Below are 15,293 nucleotides of genomic sequence, written 5' to 3' on the forward strand. Positions count from 1 at the left end.
ATTCACCTACTGTGCTTCGTCAACTGACGCTCGATCTCGGCACCCCGCCGCCATCGACATTCGACAATTTCTTCGCCGGCGCCAACGCCGAGCTGGTCACACGCCTGCGCGAGCTCGAGAACGCGCTCGCCGCCGGGCCGGTCGCCGATCGCACCTTCTACCTGTGGGGCGAGTCCGGCAGCGGCCGCACGCACCTGTTGCAGGCGCTCGTGCACGAAGCATCGCCGGGGCATGCGCGTTTCGCCGGCCCGCAGAGCAGTCTCGCCGCGTTCAGCTTCGACCCGCGCGTCGCGCTCTATGCGATCGACGATTGCGACGCCTTGTCGGCCGCGCAGCAGATCGCCGTCTTCAACCTGTTCAACGAGGTGCGCGCGCATCCCACCAGCGCGCTGGTCGCGGCGGGCAACGCGCCGCCCATCGGCATGACGGTGCGCGAGGATTTGCGCACGCGCCTCGGCTGGGGTCTCGTGTTTCATCTCGCGCCGCTGCCGGACGAAGGCAAGGCCGCGGTGCTGAAACACGCTGCGCGCGAGCGCGGCATCATGCTCGCCGACGACGTGCCGGCCTACCTGCTCACGCATTTTCGCCGCGACATGCCCAGTCTGATGGCGCTGCTCGACGCGCTCGACCGCTTCTCGCTCGAACAGAAACGCGCGGTCACGCTGCCGCTGTTGCGTACCATGCTGGCTTCGCCCGACGCCGAAGAACGGCGCGGCGGGCCGACCTCGGCGGCCTCATCCGCGTCATCCGCCGCTTCAAGTAAAATAGGCCCCCATGGCTAACCTCGCACTCTTCGATCTCGACCACACGCTCATCCCCACCGACAGCGACCACGAATGGGGCCGCTTCATGGTGAAACACGGCATGGTCGACGCCGAAAATTTCGCCCGTGAAAACGACCGCTTTTTCGCCGACTACAAGGCCGGCAAGCTCGACATTCACGCCTATCTGATCGCGATGCTCACCCCGCTTTCGAAGTACACGCGCGCGCAACTCGCCGACTTTCACGCTCAGTACATGCACGAAGTCATCAAGCCGGCCATTTTTCCCGTCGCGCTGGAACTGGTGAAGCAGCACCGCGAAGCCGGCGACCTGTGCTGCGTGGTCACCGCCACCAACGAATTCATCACCCGCCCGATCGCTCAGGCGTTCGGCGTCGACGCGCTGATCGCCTGCGAAGCGGAAACCGTCGACGGCGAGCCGCATTCGCCGTACACCGGCCGCCCCACCGGCACGCCGAGCTACAAGGAAGGCAAGATCGTGCGCACCGAAGCGTGGCTAGCCTCGCTCGGCAAGACGTGGAGCGACTTCGAGCGCAGCTATTTCTATAGCGATTCGCACAACGACATTCCGCTGCTCGAAAAAGTCACGGACCCGATCGCGACCAATCCGGACGACACATTGCGCGCCCATGCGCAGGCCAAAGGCTGGCGCATCCTCGAACTCTTTCAACCCTCGTGATCAAAAAACTTATCCGCAAGCTATTCGGCCAGGACTCGGCGCCCGCTGACGACAATCTGCCCGCCGAAGCCGAAACAGACGAAACCCGCAGCGCACCCGCGCGCACTCCGTCAGGCGCGAGCAAAGCGCGCCGCAAACCCGCCCGTTCCAGCGCGCCCGTCAAGACCGTGCGCGATCCGGACGTGCCGGTCATCATTCCGCACGACGTGCACGGCATCGACCAGGCGCTGATCTCGAGAAACGCGATTCGCGTCACCGAAGGTCTGCAACAGGCGGGGCACCGCGCGTTCATCGTCGGCGGCGCGGTGCGCGATCTGCTGCTCGGCATCAAGCCGAAAGACTTCGACGTCGCTACGGATGCCACGCCCGAACAGGTGCAGAAGCTGTTCCGCCGCGCACGCATCATCGGCCGGCGGTTTCAGATCGTGCACGTGCAGTTCGGCCAGGAAATCATCGAGACCTCGACGTTCCGCGCGCTGGTCGATCCGCCCGCGGCCGACGCGCCTCCGGCCCGCCGCCTGAAGCGCGACGAACTCGACCGCCGCACCCACGCGGTGGACGCGAGCGGCCGCGTGCTGCGCGACAACGTGTGGGGCGAGCAGCACGAAGACGCCACGCGCCGCGACTTCACGATCAACGCGATGTACTACGATCCTGCCACGCAAACCGTGCTGGACTATCACAACGGCATGGCCGACATGCGCGCGCGTCTGTTGCGCATGATCGGCGACCCGGCCACGCGATATCGCGAAGATCCGGTGCGCATGCTGCGTGTGGTGCGTTTCGCGGCGAAGCTCGACTTCGAGATCGAGGACAGCACGCGCGAGCCGATCGCCAACATGGCCGATCTGGTCAACAACGTGCCCGCCGCGCGTCTGTTCGACGAAATGCTCAAGCTGATGCTGTCGGGCCATGCGCTCGCGTGTTTGAAACGTCTGCGCCAGGAAGGCCTGCATCATGGCCTGCTGCCATTGCTCGACGTGGTGCTCGAGCAGCCCATCGGCGAAAAATTCATCACGCTCGCGCTGAACAATACGGATGCCCGCGTGCGCGCCGGCAAGCCAGTGTCGCCGGGCTTCCTGTTCGCTACGCTGTTGTGGCACGACGTGCAGCAGCGCTGGCAAAAATTTGAAGCGAACGGCGAATATCCGGTGCCCGCATTGCATCGCGCGATGGACGAAGTCCTCGACATGCAAACGGAGAAACTCGCGATCCACAAACGCTTCTCGTCGGATATGCGCGAGATCTGGGGCCTGCAGTTGCGCCTCGAAAAACGCTCCGGCAGAAGTGCGCTGAAGCTGCTGGAACACCAAAGATTTAGAGCGGGGTATGATTTCCTCCTGTTGCGCTGCGAATCGGGCGAACTCGATGAGTCGGTCGGTGCGTGGTGGACGGAGTTCATAGAAGGAGACATCGCCGCGCGTGAGGCATTGCTCACGCAAGGTGGGAAAGACCGAAGCCCCAGAAAACGACGGCGGCGCAGCAGCGGCGGTAGAAACCGCAAGCCGGGGGACGGATTGGAGGGCGGCACGCCAGCCGAACGCACAGCCGAAGACGCAGGCCATGACGGCCCGCGCGAAGACTGACATAGCGTTGGCTGTTGCCGTCGAACGATAGTTGCAGGAAGTTATGCCATGACGGTTGCTTATCTCGGCCTCGGCGCGAATCTCGGGGACGCGCGCCAGACCCTGAAAGACGCGGTGGTGTGCCTCGCACAACAGCACACCATCTCCGTGCTCGCCAAGTCGAGCCTGTATCGCACCGCCCCGATCGATGCGGGCGGCGACGACTATTTCAACTGCGTCGTGAAGATCGATACGACGCTCCCCGTGCGGCATCTGCTTGCGCTCTGCCACAAAATCGAGCATCAGTTCGGCCGCGAGCGGCCGTTTCGCAATGCACCGCGCACGCTCGATCTGGACATCCTGCTGTTCGGCGATCAATCGATCGACGAAGCCGATCTGATCGTGCCGCATCCCCGTTTGATCGAACGCGCATTCGCGCTGGTGCCGCTCGTCGAGATCGATCCCTCACTCGTGATCCCGCAACACGGGCGCGCCGAAGCGTTGCTCAGCGGCGTGAGCGATCAGCGCATCGAGAAAGTGAAGGGGCCTTGCCAGTGCCCCATGCTAAATGCATTGGCCGCAGGTGAAAGCACCACTCCTAAGGGCCGTTGCGAATGAATTCAACGCCGCTTACCGTCACGGCGCCGCAACTGCGGCCTCCGTTCGGCTATCTCGCGATCGAAGGGCCGATCGGCGTCGGCAAGACCTCGCTCGCACGGCGCCTCGCGCAGCGCTGGTCGATGCAGGAACTGTTCGAACGGCCGCAGGACAATCCTTTCCTCGAACGCTTTTATCGCGACACTGCGCGCTACGCGTTGCCTACGCAATTGCACTTCGCGTTGCAGCGCGCGCAGCAGGCTCAGGACGTGAGCGCGGCACACGCATCGGGCACACCGCTGGTCGCCGATTTCATGACGCAGAAGAACGACATCTTTGCGCGTCTGACGCTGCAGGAAGACGAGTGGCAGTTGTATCGCGCGCTCGCCGCGCGCATCGACGTCGATGCGCCCGCGCCGGACTTCGTGGTCTATCTTCAGGCGAGCCCGGAAGTGTTGTTCGCGCGGATCCAGAAGCGCGCGGTGCCGATGGAACTGCAGATTTCCGACGCCTATCTGCACGCTCTGTGCGACGCGTACAACGAGTTTTTCTATCACTACGACCGCACGCCCGTGCTGACGGTCAATGCCGAACATCTGAATCCGCTCGACTCGGACGCGGACCTTGCGCTACTCGCCGAACGCATCGAAACCATGCGCGGCCGCAAGGAATTCTTTGTCAAAGGCACGTCGCTGTAAGCGGCGCGGCCACCTCTCTTCTCAACGGATTGACCCCATGACCTATTTGCAGGAAGCGAGCCGGAACGCCATCACCGTGCCGAAACTGCAGGCAATGCGCGATGCCGGCGAAAAAATCGCCATGCTCACCTGCTACGACGCGAGCTTCGCGGCGCTGCTGGACCGCGCGGGCGTCGACGTGTTGTTGATCGGCGATTCGCTCGGCAATGTGCTGCAAGGCCAGACAACCACCCTGCCCGTGTCGCTCGCCGACATCGCGTATCACACGGCTAGCGTGGCGCGCGCGCGGCCCGCGGCGCTGATCGTGGCCGACTTGCCGTTCGGCACCTACGGCACGCCGGAAGACGCGTTCAGAAGCTCGGTGGAGTTGATGCGGGCCGGCGCGCAGATGGTGAAGCTCGAGGGTGGCGAATGGCTCGCGGACACGGTGCGCTTCCTGGTCGAGCGTTCGATTCCCGTATGCGCGCACGTCGGTCTGACGCCGCAATCCGTGCATGCGTTCGGCGGCTTCAAGGTGCAGGGCAAGACCGAAGCAGGCGCGACGCAGTTGATGCGCGACTCGCTCGCCGTGCAGCAGGCAGGCGCGCAATTGATCGTGATGGAAGCGATTCCGACGCTGCTCGCCAGCGACGTCACGAAGCAGTTGCGTATTCCGACGATCGGCATCGGCGCGGGGCTGGATTGCTCGGGTCAGGTGCTGGTGCTGCACGACATGCTGGGCATTTTCCCCGGCAAACGACCGCGCTTCGTGAAGGATTTCATGCATGGACAGCCGAGTATTCTCGCTGCTGTGGAAGCGTATGTGGCGGCGGTGAAGGATGGTTCGTTTCCTGGGCCGGAGCATACGTTCTGAGTTTCAAGTCGATCAAGTTTGCGGCAAAACGGGCTGCTTCGTGCCCGTTTTGAGATCGATCCGATATTGCATGCAAAGCCGGTTGTCTATCTTCGTCTTCCTGTTTATGCGGCCTGGCCGCGAGCCGAGGAGAGACCACCATGAGCCCATGCTGCCTGATCGATGTAGCGGGAATCCGCGATCACGCCGCCGTGCCGTATGACGTGCGCGAATCGGGGTTGCATGCGCGTTTGAGCGGCTGGATGATTCGACTGTTGCATGCATTTCACGGTTGAGGCGCGGGCGGCAGCCCCGCGCAGCGTTGTTTGCTGCCGTCAGCGGCTCGCGCTCCCGCCTCTATCAGCCCACGATCCGCGCCGGTACTGCGCCTCGCAGTGCATTGCACACCATTAGCGCTTCGGCGTTTTGCAGATCGGTCCGGGTCAGCACACGTTCGGCCGCCTGTAGGTCCGACGCTTCCTCAAGCAAAACGCCGCGCATCACGCCTGGCAGAACGCCCGACGCGAGCGGCGGCGTCCACCAGCGTCCAGCCAGTTTCACAAACACATTCGAGCGGCCGCCTTCGGTCAACTCGCCCTGCGCGTTGAAGAACAGCGTGTCGAATGCGCCCTTTGCTTCGGCTTCGCGCCAGCCGCGATCGTATTCGGCGCGGCGCGTGGTTTTATGGCGCAGCAGCGGGTCGGCGGCGTCGGTTGCCGGGAATGCGTGATCGGGTCCAAGCAGCACGCCGACGGTCGGTTCGGCTAGCGGCGTCAACACCGCGGCCGTGATCTGAATCGTGCCGTTTTTGCTCAGTGCAAGACGCATGCGATGCGGCGTGTGCGCGGGCAACGACGCGCACTTCGTAGCGATCTCTGAGCTGATGGCATTTGTGTCGTCGAACTTGAAACCGAGCGCCGCGGCGCTCGATGACAACCGCGCGAGATGGCGGGACAGATTCCGTACGCCCTCTTCGCGCGTCGCATACATCGTTTCGAATAGCTCGAAACCCGGCTCGGCGCCGGTCAGAAAGCTGGCCTTCAATTGGCACTCCGCATATTCGTCGGCGGCGACGCTGTCGAGCACGATGCCCGCGCCAACGCCCATCTTGCCTTCCAGATGACCGGTTTGCGTCGACGGGCTCAACGTCAGCGTGCGGATCGCGACGGATAAGCAGAAGTCGCCGCAGTCGGTCCGGTTTGCGTCGCGCGTGGTCGCGTCCGCGGTGTCGGCAGACGATGAAGGCGCGTCCAGCCAGCCAATCGCGCCGGTATAGAGTCCGCGCGGCGTGCTCTCGAGCTCATCGATCAACTGCATCGTGCGATGCTTCGGCGCGCCGGTAATCGAGCCGCAAGGGAACAGCGCGCGCAACGTCTGGGCGAACGACGTGGCGGGCTTAAGCGCCGCCTCCACTGTCGAGGTCATTTGCCACACCGACGCATACGGCTCGACCGAGAACAGCGCCGGCACCTTGACCGAACCCGTTTGCGCCACCCGCGACAGATCATTGCGCAACAGGTCGACGATCATCACGTTTTCGGCGCGGTTCTTCGGATCGTTGCCGAGGAATTCGGCAGCACGCCGGTCCACCGCCGGGTCGTCCGAGCGCGGCGCGGTGCCTTTCATCGGCCGCGCACGCAACGTCGCGCCCTGCTTCTCGACGAAGAGTTCCGGTGAACACGACAGCACCCACTGTCCGTCCGGCAACGCGATCAGCGCCCCATACGGCACCGGCTGACGCGCCCTCAACCGCCGATACAGCGCGGTGGGCGAGCCGAATACATCGAAGCCGAGCCGGTACGTGTAGTTGACCTGATAGGAATCGCCGGCGCGCAGAGCCGAGTGAATCACATCGATCGCCGCGTTGAACTGCGCGGGGTCGACGCTCGCGCGCACGTTGGCCGTGCCCGCCACCGATGGCTCTGCCGCGCCTTCGTCGCGCGCCATGAGCCACGCGTCGACCTCTTCACGACTGAGCTTCTCGCAACGTTCGAACAATAAAAAACGCAGCGTGGCATCGCCACGCTGCGTTTTCAAAGACCGGCTCAAATCTCCGTCGAGAAGATGCCGGCCGAACTCATAGTCGGCGAGCACGACGGCATGCAAACCACGCTGCGTCTGCGCTCCCACGGTTTCGCACACGGCTTCGAGCTGCGCGGCGTCCGCACACACCCGTTCCTGCACAAAACCCGTGTACAGACGACTCGAACGGCGCGCCGCCGTCGCGTCGCAATCGTCGAGCAACGCGAACACCGCGCCGCGCTCATCTGCCGTCATACCTACCGCCAACTTCAAACCGCCATTAATCGAAGAAGCTCTTCACCCGGTCGAACCAGCTCTTGCTCTGCGGGCTATGCCGCGAGCCGCCTTCAACCAGCGCCTTTTCGAACTGCTTGAGCAGATCGCGTTGCGGCTCGGTGAGTTTGACCGGCGTTTCGACTTGCACGTGCACATACAGATCGCCGGCAATGCTTGAGCGCAGCCCCTTGATGCCCTTGCCACGCAGACGGAACGTCTTGCCCGACTGCGTGCCTTCCGGCACGGTGAAGCTGGCGCGGCCCGCGAGAGTCGGCACTTCGATTTCGCCGCCGAGTGCCGCGGTGGTGAACGGGATCGGCATCTGGCAATGCAGATCGTCGCCGTCGCGCTCGAACACCGAGTGCTGCTTGATGTGAATCTCGACGTACAGATCGCCCGACGGGCCGCCGTTGATACCCGGCTCGCCGTTGCCGGCGGAGCGGATCCGCATGCCGTCGTCGATACCTGCCGGGATCTTCACTTCCAGCGTCTTGGTTTCCTTCACCTTGCCCGCGCCGTGGCAGTGGCCGCACGGTTCAGGAATATAGGTGCCGGTGCCGTGGCACTTCGGGCAGGTTTGCTGAATGCTGAAAAAACCTTGCGACATCCGCACCGAACCCGAACCGCTACAGGTGGGGCAGGTTTCCGGCTTCGTGCCGGGCTTGGCGCCCGAGCCGTGACAGATTTCGCACGACACCCAGCTCGGCACGCGAATCTGCGTGTCGTAGCCGTGCGCGGCCTGTTCCAGCGTGATTTCCATGCTGTAGCGCAAGTCGGCGCCGCGGTACACCTGCGGACCGGCGCGGCCGCCGCCGCGTGCGGCGCCACCGGCCGCCTGGCCGAAGATGTCGCCGAAAATATCGCCGAATGCGTCGGCAAAGCCGCCGAAGCCTTGCGCCCCGGCCCCGCCCATGTTCGGATCGACGCCCGCGTGGCCGTACTGATCGTACGCGGCACGCTTTTGCGAGTCCGAGAGCATTTCATAGGCTTCCTTCACCTCTTTGAAATGCCCTTCCGCATCCTTGTTGCCCGGATTGCGGTCGGGGTGGTGCTTCATCGCCAGCTTGCGATAAGCCTTCTTGATTTCGTCGTCGCTCGCGTTCTTTGCGACGCCCAGAACCTCGTAGTAATCCCGTTTCGCCATATCGGTTCAACGCCACTCGCGCAATGCGCCCGGTGGCTCCTCTTGAATGCTGGAGTCTCACGACTCGTCCGGCCGCTGTTTCATGCCGCCTGAATGCGGCTTAAAACAACGCCCTCCATAAAACAAATGTGCCCGGAGAGCCTAAAAGGCTCGCCAGGCGAGATAACCGCTCTTGCACGTTTGCTGTGTCCGACAACACGGGCGCAGCCTCTGGTGCAGCCGGGCCGCACACGGGGTTGTGTGCGGCTTTACGGTCGAAACGCGACCTGGCTTTAGTCTTTCTTGACTTCCTTGAACTCGGCGTCGACCACGTCGTCCTGCTGCTGGCTCGCGCCACCCGCCGTTGCACCCGCGCCCGCCGCGCCAGCTGCCGCAGCTTCGGCACCTTGCGCAGCCTGCATGTCGGCATACATCTTCTCGCCCATCTTCTGCGAGGCGGTGGCCACCACTTCGATCTTGGCTTCGATCGCAGCCTTGTCCGCCGAACCGCTCTTCAGCGTTTCTTCGAGGTCCTTCAGCGCGGCTTCGATCTTTTCCTTCTCGGAAGCTTCCAGCTTGTCGCCGTATTCGGTCAGCGCCTTCTTCGTGCTGTGGACCAGCGCGTCGCCCTGATTGCGGGCATCGGCCAGCTCACGCAGCTTGTGATCTTCTTCCGCGTTCGCTTCGGCGTCCTTCACCATCTTCTCGATTTCGGCTTCGGACAGACCCGAGTTCGCCTTGATCGTGATGCGGTTTTCCTTGCCGGTCGCTTTGTCTTTCGCGCCGACGTGCAGAATGCCGTTCGCGTCGATGTCGAAGCTCACTTCGATTTGCGGCGTGCCGCGCGGTGCCGGCGGAATGCCTTCCAGGTTGAACTCGCCCAGCAGCTTGTTGCCCGCTGCCATTTCGCGTTCGCCCTGGAACACCTTGATCGTCACGGCGCCCTGATTGTCGTCAGCCGTCGAGTAGACCTGTGCGTGCTTGGTCGGGATCGTGGTGTTCTTGTTGATCATCTTCGTCATCACACCGCCGAGCGTTTCGATACCGAGCGACAGCGGGGTCACGTCGAGCAGCAGAACGTCTTTACGGTCGCCCGACAGAACCTGACCTTGAATCGCGGCGCCAACGGCCACGGCTTCGTCCGGGTTCACGTCACGGCGCGGATCCTTGCCGAAGAACTCCTTGACCTTTTCCTGCACCTTCGGCATGCGCGTCATACCGCCGACCAGAATCACGTCGTCGATTTCGCCGACCTTCACGCCCGCGTCCTTGATCGCCATGCGGCACGGTTCGATCGTGCGTTCGATCAGCTCTTCAACCAGCGCTTCCAGCTTGGCGCGCGTGATTTTCAGGTTCAAGTGCTTCGGACCCGACGCGTCGGCCGTGATGTACGGCAGGTTGATTTCGGTTTGCTGGCTCGACGACAGTTCGATCTTCGCCTTTTCAGCCGATTCCTTCAGGCGCTGCAGCGCGAGCACGTCTTTCGACAGATCGACGCCTTGTTCCTTCTTGAACTCGGCAATGATGTAATCGATGATGCGCTGGTCGAAGTCTTCACCGCCCAGGAACGTATCGCCGTTCGTGGAGAGCACTTCGAACTGCATTTCACCGTCGACGTCGGCGATTTCGATGATCGACACGTCGAACGTACCGCCACCCAGGTCATACACCGCGATCTTGCGGTCACCCTTTTCGGCCTTGTCCAGACCGAATGCCAGAGCGGCTGCCGTCGGTTCGTTAATGATCCGCTTCACTTCCAGACCGGCGATGCGACCTGCATCTTTGGTGGCCTGGCGCTGGCTGTCGTTGAAGTACGCGGGAACCGTGATCACGGCTTCGGTGACCGGCTCGCCGAGATAGTCTTCAGCGGTCTTCTTCATCTTGCGCAGCGTTTCCGCCGAGATTTGCGGCGGCGCGAGCTTCTGATCGCGCACTTCGATCCATGCGTCGCCGTTATCGGCTTTCATGATCTTGTACGGCATCAGCGCGATGTCTTTCTGAACTTCTTTTTCTTCGAAGCGGCGGCCGATCAGGCGCTTGACCGCGTACAGCGTGTTCTTCGGATTCGTGACCGACTGACGCTTCGCAGGTGCGCCGACGAGAATCTCGCCGTCTTCCATGTAAGCGATGATCGACGGCGTGGTACGCGCGCCTTCCGAGTTCTCGATCACCTTGACCGAATTGCCTTCCATGATCGCCACGCACGAGTTGGTCGTGCCCAGGTCGATACCGATGATTTTGCCCATTTTTCCTATTCTCCTAACTTTGATCGCTGCGGGAAGCGCCTTGTTTGCCCTGCCGGCGGTACGGCGATCCGCTCTCAATTCCTACCTGCACTCAACATAAGTGCGTCCGCATCGTTTTCAAGACCTCTTTTGCGATGCGGTCTTTAATTTTTTTCAATCGGGCGAACTTTTGCCCGAATTCGTTTCAACAGTCCGAGCGCCGCTCGTGGCGTCGGCCATTTTGCCCGCGTGTCGGCCCGAATCTTCTCCCGTGCGGCGGTGACCACGGCCGCAGCTTCGAACTGCTCGAGGCGTTGCCAGCCGAGTCGCTTGCCGCGGCAGAAGAAGCCGACCATGTGGGCACGCCGTGCATGATGAAGCACAAGCCCGGTTCGCGATGCCCGTCAACACTGCTGTGAAGCCGTTGAGGCCGAGCGCGGTGGCGTCGATGGGAAGGTGTGCCACGGCGCGTTGCCTGCTGGACGAAGCGGCTTACCTTCTGCGCTTACTTCGGTGCGGCGACGGTCACGAGTGCCGGACGCAACACGCGGTCGGCGATCACGAAGCCCTTTTGCAGCACGGCTACCACGGTGTTCGGCTCCTGCTCGGCCGGCACCATGGAAATGGCCTGATGACGGTGCGGATCGAACTTCTCGCCAACCGGATTCAGGGCGACGACGCGGCCCTTTTCCAGCGCGCCGGTGAGCTGACGCAGCGTGAGCTCGACGCCTTCGCGCACCTTCTGCAGATCGTCGGACGAGTGGGCGACAGCTGCCTCGAGACTGTCGATCACCGGCAGCAGATGCTCGGCGAAGCTCTCGATTGCAAACTTGTGCGCCTTGGCGACATCTTCCTGAGCGCGGCGGCGGACGTTTTCGGTCTCAGCCTTGGCGCGCAGGAAGCTCTCCTGCAACTCGGCGATCTTCGCTTCGGCTTCGGCCAAGGCAGCCTGCTCTGCGTTGACTGGCGAGTCGGTTGCGGCGTTGGCCGCCGCTTCCTGCTGAGGTGCTGCGGCCTCGGCGGCCTGGCGCGCGGTTTCGTCGGCGGGCGTGGGATTCTGGCTCGTCGGGTTCTCTTGCGTGTTTTCCATGTCGCTGAAAGTCGTTAAATAGGTGAAAGCGAGGTAAAAGCCAACGGTGGCCGGCAGCACATCAAACCTGGCGCGGTTTGTGCGTTGCAAAATCGCGACAGACAACTTCGCGAGTCACCGTGAATCAAAACGGCAGATGAGGCCGGGAGCAACCATTTCAAGCGGTTGTCCCGGATCTTTTCGCACCGCGGATGGGCCACGGAAATGCCCGGTTACAACCATTATTGCTGCGCAATCAGATTGAGATTGAGTGCTGCTGACAAGTGGCCTATGCTCCACCTAAGCATCGGAAAAGAGGCGTTAACCCTAATCTGACGTAAACCTTTCCGATATATTGCAATTCCCACCCGATTCGCCCGTCTTTATCCTGAACCTTCCCGAGGGGAGTACCGTGAAACTGACCTTTGCAATCTCGGTGGTCGCATTGGTTCTGATTGCGGGCACCACGACCATCTGCATGTCCGGGGCTGTCAACGACCACACTACCGAATATGGCGGTGTGCACGCGACTATGGAACAGCTGTTCAACCCCCACCTGAAAGTTTGTCGATAGTGCGCCTGTCGCGCTTGGTCGGCCGGCCGTGCAATGCGGCCGCCGGTTCGCGATATGTCTTGCGCCGCTCCTGTTCGACCTGCCGCTTTACCTTGCTCTCTTCGGTTTCCGCATAAAGCGTTTGCGCGACGCTCGCCGGGCCGCGCACGTCGCACACGCCCAGCACCTCCACCTGCCACATAATCCGCTCGATCTCGATCTCGATCTCGACCAGGTCGCCGACCCGCACGTCTTTAGCCGGCTTGACGCTGGCACCGCCAATCCGCACGTGCCCTTTTTCGACGGCGTCCGCCGCGAGGGAGCGCGTCTTGAAGAAGCGCGCCGCCCAGAGCCATTTGTCGATGCGCAGCTTTGCGCCCGCGTCAGTTGCAATACTGTAGTTCATGAGCCAGTTCAAGCTCCTGTCGTATGCGGCACCGGCAACGCCTGCACCGGCCAGCCCTGCAGGTTCTGCGCAACGATTTCGCCCAGCGCGGCAATCCACGCCTGCGAGGCATTCAGGCAGGGAATCCGATGGAAATCCTTGCCGCCCGCACGGAGGAATTCGTCGCGCACTTCCATGCCGATTTCCTCGATGGTTTCAAGGCAGTCGGCCGTAAAGCCCGGACAGAACACGTCGGCGCGCCGTACGCCCGCCGCGCCCAGTTCCTTCAACGTGGGCGCCGTGTACGGCTGCAGCCATTCGGCCTTGCCAAAGCGCGACTGGAACGTGATGCGGCATTCCACCTGCGTCAGTTCGAGCGCCTGCATCAGCAACGCGCCGGTTTGCTGGCATTGCTCGTGGTACGGGTCGCCGAGATCCAGCGTGCGCTTGGGCACGCCGTGGAAACTCAACACCAGCTTGTCGCCCGCGGCAAAATCCGGCCTGCCATGCTGGTGCCAATAGTGATGCACCTGCGCCGCAAGCGCCGCAATGTAGGCCCGATGGTCGGCGTACTGACGCACCGTGCGGATTTCCGGCTGATTGCGCATGCGCTTGAGCGCCGAAAAGGCGTCGTCGAACGCGGTGGCGGTCGTCGACGACGAGTACTGCGGATACATGGGCATTAGCAGCACGCGCTCGGCGCCCGCCAGCTTGAGCTGGTTCAGCATGGCCGGAATGCCCGGCGTGCCGTAGCGCATCGCGTAATCGACCAGCACCGTGTAGTCGTTCAATTGCAACAGATGGCGCAGGCCTTCCACCTGCTTCTCCGTGTGGACGCGCAGCGGTGAGCCCTCCGGCATCCACACCGCAGCGTACTTCTTGGCGGAAGCGACGCCCCGAAACGGCAAAATCAGCAACCGCAGGATGATCTGCCAGAGAAGCGCCGGAATTTCGACCACGCGCGGATCGGATAGAAACTGCGCGAGATAGCGGCGGACCGCGCGCGGCGTCGGCGCGTCGGGTGTGCCGAGATTGATCAGCAGCACGGCGACACGGTGTGACGTAGCGTTCTGTGAGGGCCGCTCGAGGTCGAAGCGCATAGGCAGCAAAGTACCGGTGTTGGCGGAGAGTCGGTTGAGGTGGGATTCATTATAGCGGCGCGGTTCTCGCACCGGTCCGCCGGACACCCCTGGCCATTCGGCCAATTGGCAAGCCGCGCGCCGTCACGCATTATTTGCAGCAGGAGCAAGTGCCGTTGCGGCCGGAGTCGAAGCCGCCTATTGCTGACTGAGGGTCAGCGAAAGCAGGCGCGCGGTGATATCCACAATCGGGATCACGCGGTTGTAGGCCATGCGGGTCGGCCCGATCACACCGAGCGTGCCGACGATCTTGCCGTTCACCTCATATGGCGCGGTGACCACGCTCATTTCCTCGATCGGTACGAGATTCGACTCGCCGCCGATGAAAATCTGCACGCCCGCCGCGTGACTCGACACGTCGAGCAACTGAAGGAGACTGGTCTTTTGATCGAACACATCGAACAGTTTGCGCAAGCGCGCCATGTCCGACGAAAGGTCGGCCACTTCGAGCAGATTGCGCTCGCCGGAAATCAGCACGGTCTCGCCCGTGTCGGATTCATCCGTGCTGGCCGTGACGGCGGCGTGCATCAGCGTGGTCATGTCGCCGCGCAGTTCGTCGATTTCTTCGCGCAGGCGGCGCCGCACGTCGTCGAACGAAAGGCCCGCGAAGTGCGCGTTGATGTAGTTGGAGGCTTCGACCAGTTGCGAAGGCGAGAAGTCGCGCTGGGTCGCCATGATGCGGTTCTGCACGTCGCCTTCCGGCGTGACGATGATCAGCAGAATGCGCTTGTCCGACAAACGCATGAACTCGATCTGCTTGAACACGTGGCTGCGCCGCGGCGTGAGCACCACACCGGCGAACTGCGACAGGTTGGACAGCACACTGGCCGCCGCCGCAACGATTTTCTGCGGTTCGCCTGCCTGCAGCGTAGTCTTGACGGTACGCGTCACGGCTTCTTCGTCCGCGGCGGACTCCACTGTGAGCATGGTGTCCACGAAAAGCCGGTAACCGCGTGGTGTGGGAATGCGGCCCGCGGAAGTATGCGGACTGATCACGAGCCCGAGGTCCTCGAGGTCGGACATCACGTTGCGGATCGTTGCGGGACTCAGTTCCAGGCCCGAATAGCGCGACAACGTGCGCGAGCCGACCGGCTGACCTTCGGCGATGTAGCGCTCGATCAGCGTTTTGAGGAGGGTTTGTGCGCGAGGATCTAGCATGAGGGAAAATTTTAGCTCAATGGCACAACTACCGCGAGCGCTAGGGGCACCCATCCCTGACGAACGCGCCGCCGTTTGCCAGGGCGGCGCGCTGCCTCCGGTTCGGCCCGTAAGCCGGCGTTCCGCCCGGCGCTGTGCGGACCACCTTGCGAGCCACCTTCTGGGCGGCCCGGCTGCCGGCACCCCACCG

At 62.8% G+C, this 15,293-nt stretch carries 15 protein-coding genes; 7 read left to right on the top strand and 8 right to left on the bottom strand.

Translation table 11 applies throughout. The annotated features are described in order from the left end of the window. Positions 1–11: 11 nt before the first annotated feature. The 7 genes from hda to B0G75_RS41425 all read left to right on the top strand — a co-directional run bounded on the left by hda (position 12) and on the right by B0G75_RS41425 (position 5,449). Positions 12–782 (top strand): DnaA regulatory inactivator Hda, encoded by a 771-nt coding sequence (gene hda / locus B0G75_RS22410; RefSeq protein WP_012431806.1) that lies wholly within the window; start codon positions 12–14, stop codon positions 780–782. Further along, complete coding sequence (locus tag B0G75_RS22415; RefSeq protein WP_106310433.1) at positions 775–1,461, top strand: HAD family phosphatase; 687 nt, start codon at positions 775–777, stop codon at positions 1,459–1,461. Before hda ends, B0G75_RS22415 begins: the two co-directional genes overlap by 8 nt. Continuing rightward, entirely contained in the window at positions 1,458–3,047 is a 1,590-nt protein-coding gene (pcnB, locus tag B0G75_RS22420) for a polynucleotide adenylyltransferase PcnB (protein ID WP_106310436.1), read from the top strand. The genes B0G75_RS22415 and pcnB overlap by 4 nt, the downstream gene beginning before the upstream one ends. 48 nt (positions 3,048–3,095) lie before the next feature. Then, positions 3,096–3,644 (top strand): 2-amino-4-hydroxy-6-hydroxymethyldihydropteridine diphosphokinase, encoded by a 549-nt coding sequence (gene folK / locus B0G75_RS22425; RefSeq protein ID WP_106310439.1) that lies wholly within the window; start codon positions 3,096–3,098, stop codon positions 3,642–3,644. Then, positions 3,641–4,321, top strand: coding sequence for a deoxynucleoside kinase (locus B0G75_RS22430; protein WP_106310442.1), 681 nt, complete (start codon positions 3,641–3,643; stop codon positions 4,319–4,321). Before folK ends, B0G75_RS22430 begins: the two co-directional genes overlap by 4 nt. A 37-nt stretch (positions 4,322–4,358) precedes the next feature. Next, positions 4,359–5,174, top strand: a complete 816-nt coding sequence (gene panB / locus B0G75_RS22435) for a 3-methyl-2-oxobutanoate hydroxymethyltransferase (RefSeq protein WP_012431801.1) — start codon at positions 4,359–4,361, stop codon at positions 5,172–5,174. A gap of 140 nt (positions 5,175–5,314) precedes the next feature. Then, positions 5,315–5,449 carry a hypothetical protein gene (locus tag B0G75_RS41425; protein WP_258194630.1) on the top strand — a complete coding sequence of 45 codons (135 nt, stop codon included), beginning with the start codon at positions 5,315–5,317 and terminating at the stop codon, positions 5,447–5,449. A 64-nt stretch (positions 5,450–5,513) separates the two neighbouring features. Here the strand turns inward: B0G75_RS41425 and pabB are convergent, their stop codons facing one another. From pabB to hrcA, 8 genes are all read right to left on the bottom strand, one after another. Further along, positions 5,514–7,430: an aminodeoxychorismate synthase component I gene (gene pabB / locus B0G75_RS22440; protein WP_106310445.1), complete on the bottom strand. Its 1,917-nt coding sequence runs from the start codon at positions 7,428–7,430 to the stop codon at positions 5,514–5,516. Positions 7,431–7,455: 25 nt separating this feature from the next. Continuing rightward, on the bottom strand, positions 7,456–8,595 hold the full coding sequence (gene dnaJ / locus B0G75_RS22445) for a molecular chaperone DnaJ (protein WP_012431798.1): 1,140 nt from the start codon (positions 8,593–8,595) through the stop codon (positions 7,456–7,458). A 272-nt stretch (positions 8,596–8,867) separates the two neighbouring features. Then, entirely contained in the window at positions 8,868–10,820 is a 1,953-nt protein-coding gene (gene dnaK / locus B0G75_RS22450; RefSeq protein WP_106310448.1) for a molecular chaperone DnaK, read from the bottom strand. A 143-nt stretch (positions 10,821–10,963) separates the two neighbouring features. Further along, positions 10,964–11,155 carry a hypothetical protein gene (locus B0G75_RS40780; RefSeq protein WP_181309329.1) on the bottom strand — a complete coding sequence of 64 codons (192 nt, stop codon included), beginning with the start codon at positions 11,153–11,155 and terminating at the stop codon, positions 10,964–10,966. Between the two features lie 149 nt (positions 11,156–11,304). Next, on the bottom strand, positions 11,305–11,889 hold the full coding sequence (grpE, locus tag B0G75_RS22460) for a nucleotide exchange factor GrpE (protein WP_106310826.1): 585 nt from the start codon (positions 11,887–11,889) through the stop codon (positions 11,305–11,307). 524 nt (positions 11,890–12,413) lie between these two features. Then, entirely contained in the window at positions 12,414–12,827 is a 414-nt protein-coding gene (locus B0G75_RS22470) for an RNA-binding S4 domain-containing protein (protein ID WP_106310451.1), read from the bottom strand. Between the two features lie 8 nt (positions 12,828–12,835). Continuing rightward, positions 12,836–13,906 carry a ferrochelatase gene (gene hemH / locus B0G75_RS22475; protein ID WP_106310454.1) on the bottom strand — a complete coding sequence of 357 codons (1,071 nt, stop codon included), beginning with the start codon at positions 13,904–13,906 and terminating at the stop codon, positions 12,836–12,838. A 177-nt stretch (positions 13,907–14,083) separates the two neighbouring features. Continuing rightward, positions 14,084–15,103 carry a heat-inducible transcriptional repressor HrcA gene (hrcA, locus tag B0G75_RS22480; protein WP_106284494.1) on the bottom strand — a complete coding sequence of 340 codons (1,020 nt, stop codon included), beginning with the start codon at positions 15,101–15,103 and terminating at the stop codon, positions 14,084–14,086. Positions 15,104–15,293 lie beyond the last annotated feature (190 nt).

The organism is Paraburkholderia sp. BL18I3N2 (assembly GCF_003001875.1).
Taxonomy (GTDB): Bacteria; Pseudomonadota; Gammaproteobacteria; order Burkholderiales; family Burkholderiaceae; genus Paraburkholderia; species Paraburkholderia phytofirmans.